We start from the raw sequence: 2,874 nt of genomic DNA on the forward strand, positions 1-2,874 counted from the left end.
GACGTCGCGTTCGGTGTGGGCGGCGAGGGAGTCGATGAAGTCGGCGAGGGAGGCGTTGGCGAACTTGTGGCGGGAGAAGTGGGTGTTGATGCCGGCCAGGAAGTCCTTCTCGCCGAGCCAGGCGACGAGTTGGCGCAGGGCCGAGGCTCCCTTGGCGTAGGAGATTCCGTCGAAGTTGAGGAGGGCGGAGGCGGTGTCGGGGACGTCCTCGGGGGCGGGGGCGACGGGGTGGGTGGAGGGGCGCTGGTCGGCGTCGTAGCCCCAGGGCTTGCGGGTGACGCCGAAGTCGGTCCAGGTGTCGGTGAAGCGGGTCGCTTCGGTGAGGGTCTGGTAGCCCATGTATTCGGCGAAGGATTCGTTGAGCCAGATGTCGTCGAACCAGGCGAGGGTGACGAGGTCGCCGAACCACATGTGGGCCATCTCGTGGGCGATGACCATGGCGCGGGACTGGCGTTCGGTGTCGGTGACGGCGGAGCGGAAGATGAACTCGTCGCGGAAGGTGACGAGTCCGGGGTTCTCCATGGCGCCGGCGTTGAACTCGGGTACGAAGGCCTGGTCGTAGGAGTCGAAGGGGTAGGGCTCGGTGAACTTCTCCTGGTACCGGTCGAAGCAGGCCTTGGTGACGGAGAGGATTTCCTCGGCGTCGACGTCCATGTGGGGTGCGAGGGACTGGCGGCAGTGGATGCCGAAGGTCAGTCCGGCGTGTTCGGTGCGGATGCTGTGCCAGGGGCCGGCGGCGACGGCGGCGAGGTAGGTGGAGATGAGGGGGGTGGGTGCGGACTGCCAGATGGCTGCGCCGCTGCCGTCGGGGGCGGCGGCGGTGCGGGTGGTGATGCCGTTGGCGAGGACGGTCCAGTGGGGCGGGGCGGTGACGGTGAATTCGAAGACGGCCTTGAGGTCGGGCTGGTCGAAGGCCGGGAAGACCCGCTGGACGTCGTCCAGGAACATCTGGCTGTAGACGTACGTCTGGCCGTCGGCGGGGTCGGTGAAGCGGTGCAGGCCCTCGCCGGTGCGGGAGTAGCGCATGCGGGTGTCGAGGTGCAGCTCGTGGGGGCCCTCGGTGAGGCCGGTGAGGGGGAGGCGGTCGTCGGCGAGGGATGCCGGGTCGAGGGGGTTGCCGTCGAGGGTGGCGGAGCGCAGCTCGACGGGCTTCAGCTCGATGAAGGTGTCGGCGGCGGTGCGGGCCGTGAACCGGACGACGGTGGTGGAGTCGAAGGTTTCGTCGTCGCCGGTGAGGTCGAGGGTGACGGCGTAGTGCTGGACGTCGAGGAGCTGGGCTCGGAGCTGCGCTTCGTTGCGCGTCAGTGCGGACATGGGGCCCATGCTGCCCCAGTGGGCGGCCGGACCCCGGTCCTTTACTCTTCGCCCGCCGCGATCGTCTCGTGGTGGCGGATGACCTCGGCGATGATGAAGTTGAGGAGCTTCTCGGCGAAGGCGGGGTCGAGTTTGGCGTTCTCGGCGAGCTGGCGCAGGCGGGCGATCTGGCTGGCTTCGCGGCTCGGGTCGGCGGGGGGCAGCTGGTGCCTGGCCTTGAGGTGGCCGACCTGCTGGGTGCACTTGAAGCGTTCGGCGAGCATGTGGACGACGGCGGCGTCGATGTTGTCGATGCTGTCGCGCAGGCGGGCGAGTTCGGCGGTGACGCTCTCGTCGATGCCTGCGGCGTCGTCGGCCGCGCCCGTGCCGGTGCCGTTGTCGATGTCGCTGATGTTCATGGTTCCCGAGAATACGTGGCGGCGGCCGTCGGTTCCTCGGGCAGTCGGCCTGTGAGACGACCCCTTTTTACTTGCCGGATTGGAAAGTATTCGCCATAGTGGAAATCGCCTGAGGACGGTCATCCGTGTGTGAGCGAGGGGGGAACCGTGGAGGAGACGGCGAAGGCGGTCGGGGCGTTGGGCCGGGCGGCCGGTCTGGAGGAGGCGGCGCGGCGGCGCAGTGGCTGGTACGCGCGCTACCTGTGGGTGTTCGCGGCCGGGCAGCTGGTGCTGGTGCCGATGGCCGTGCTGTGGCACGGTCCCGTCTCGGCGGTGGTGTTCGGGCTGACCAACGCGCTGTTGGTGACCGGGCTGAGCGTGTACGCGGCGCGGCAGCGCGTGGTGCGGCGGGGGTTCGGTGTGAAGCACGGGGTCGCGGTGGGTTCCTGGGCGATGGTGTTCACCCTGACGATCACGCTCGGCACCTCGGTGTTCGGCCACGGCGTGCCGTTCGCGGCGGTGGCCGCGCTGGCGTCTGCGCTGCCGCCGGCCGTCGGCGCGTGGACCGAGACGCGGGGTGCGGTATGACGGACGAGCCGAGCGTGGCCGGCGGGGCGGACGCGAAGCGGCATCCGCGCCACGATCTCGCGCCGCTGCTCAACGCTCCCGTACGGCTGTCGGTGGTGGCGGCCCTGGCTCCGCTGGACAAGGCCGAGTTCGGTTTCGTACGGGACCTGGTCGAGGTCTCGGACTCGGTGCTGTCCAAGCAGGTCGCGGCGCTGGAGGAGGCGGGCTGGGTGGAGGTCCGCAAGGGCCGGGTCGGGCGGCGTCCGCGGACCTGGCTCTCGCTGACCGCCGAGGGCCGGGCGGTCTACCGGCGGCATCTGGCGGCGCTGCGGGCCATCGCGCTGGGCTGAGGGCCGTCCCGTCCTCCTCCGCGGGTGCACGAGACAGCTACGTGACCTCGCTGCCTCGTCGGACCGCCCGACGCGACGGGTGGGCAGGCGCGCCTGCGCCGTGCGATGCATCGCGTCCGACGCCGTGCGCCGATCCACCGGGGAGGACGGGACAGCCCTCAGCCGCCCATCAGGCGGTCAGGGCGGCAGGGTGGCCGTTCACGGTCGCCACCGGTCGTTTCCCGCGGGACCGGGGGGCCGGTCGGCCCGCGGCCGCACGGCGGGGG

Annotated in this window: 4 protein-coding genes; 2 read left to right on the forward strand and 2 right to left on the reverse strand. The window is 70.7% G+C overall.

From position 1 onward, the window contains the following. A partial coding sequence (gene pepN / locus ACWGIU_RS30835) for an aminopeptidase N (RefSeq protein ID WP_453711321.1) occupies positions 1-1,323 on the reverse strand: 1,323 nt, incomplete at its 3' end. A 32-nt stretch (positions 1,324-1,355) separates the two neighbouring features. Continuing rightward, positions 1,356-1,712 (reverse strand): chorismate mutase, encoded by a 357-nt coding sequence (locus ACWGIU_RS30840; RefSeq protein WP_402509166.1) that lies wholly within the window; start codon positions 1,710-1,712, stop codon positions 1,356-1,358. 129 nt (positions 1,713-1,841) lie between these two features. Between ACWGIU_RS30840 and ACWGIU_RS30845 the strand changes: the two genes are divergently transcribed. Continuing rightward, positions 1,842-2,279 carry a hypothetical protein gene (locus tag ACWGIU_RS30845; protein WP_453711324.1) on the forward strand — a complete coding sequence of 146 codons (438 nt, stop codon included), beginning with the start codon at positions 1,842-1,844 and terminating at the stop codon, positions 2,277-2,279. Beyond that, positions 2,276-2,608, forward strand: a complete 333-nt coding sequence (locus tag ACWGIU_RS30850; protein WP_453711326.1) for a winged helix-turn-helix domain-containing protein — start codon at positions 2,276-2,278, stop codon at positions 2,606-2,608. The genes ACWGIU_RS30845 and ACWGIU_RS30850 overlap by 4 nt, the downstream gene beginning before the upstream one ends. The last annotated feature ends 266 nt before the right edge of the window (positions 2,609-2,874 follow it).

It is taken from the genome of Streptomyces sp. NPDC054840 (assembly GCF_053611065.1).